Source organism: Vibrio sp. AIC-3, assembly GCF_013114515.1.
Lineage (GTDB): Bacteria > Pseudomonadota > Gammaproteobacteria > Enterobacterales > Vibrionaceae > Vibrio > Vibrio crassostreae_C.
Genome location: NZ_VTXG01000076.1, coordinates 1 through 917 on the forward strand (window position 1 = coordinate 1; position 917 = coordinate 917).

Annotated in this window: 1 protein-coding gene; it reads left to right on the forward strand. The window is 47.2% G+C overall.

Features of this window, described 5'->3' with window-relative positions; genetic code table 11:
• On the forward strand, window positions 1-917 hold a 917-nt coding region (locus F0229_RS21660), incomplete at both ends, for a VCBS domain-containing protein (RefSeq protein WP_216606200.1).

Genomic DNA, 917 nt, shown 5'->3' on the forward strand with positions numbered 1-917 from the left:
ACGTCTGGGACTCTGACTATTACAGATACCGATAAAGGCGAAGATCACTTCTCGAATACAGACATTGTTGGTTCATTAGGTACCCTACATCTTAAAGATAACGGCGATTGGAGTTACGATTTAGACAATCAAAATCCGACCGTGCAAGCATTAGCGCAAGGCAAAACGGCGACGGACACTATCACCGTTCACTCTGCCGATGGCACGCAACATCAAGTTACCATTACTGTAAATGGTACTAATGATACTGCTGTTATTGCAGGCACCAATACCGGTGCGGTAACGGAAGAGTCACAACTGCAAACCTCGGGCACACTCACCATCACCGATACAGACAAAGGTGAAGCCCACTTCTCGAATACCGATATCGCAGGTCAATTAGGCACCCTGCATCTTAAAGATAACGGCGATTGGACTTACGATTTAGATAACAAAAACCCAACGGTACAAGCATTAGGTCAAGGTAAAACCACCACCGATAGCATTACCGTGCATTCCGCGGATGGCACAACACATCAAATAATGGTGACCATAAATGGTAGCAACAATGTGGCCACTATTGCTGGCGTTGATACTGGTTCAATAACCGAGAATACCGCTGGCGTTAACATGTCTCCCGATTATGCCCAACCTGGCATAGCCACACTTGGCAATACAACACTCTATGCGGATGGCAAGCTGACCATCACAGACCCCGATGTAGGCGAGTCAGGATTTGAACGCCAAGGCAGCAATGGGTACGACTATCACGGTACCTATGGAGATCTGATTTTACAAAATGATGGTACATGGCATTATCACGCCGATGCCGGACATAGAGCCGCTATTGGTGGCGTAGCAACAACGCGTGGCACTGCAATTGACCAGCTTGGTGAAGGGCAAAGCCTAACCGATACGATTACAGTCCATTCAAAAGA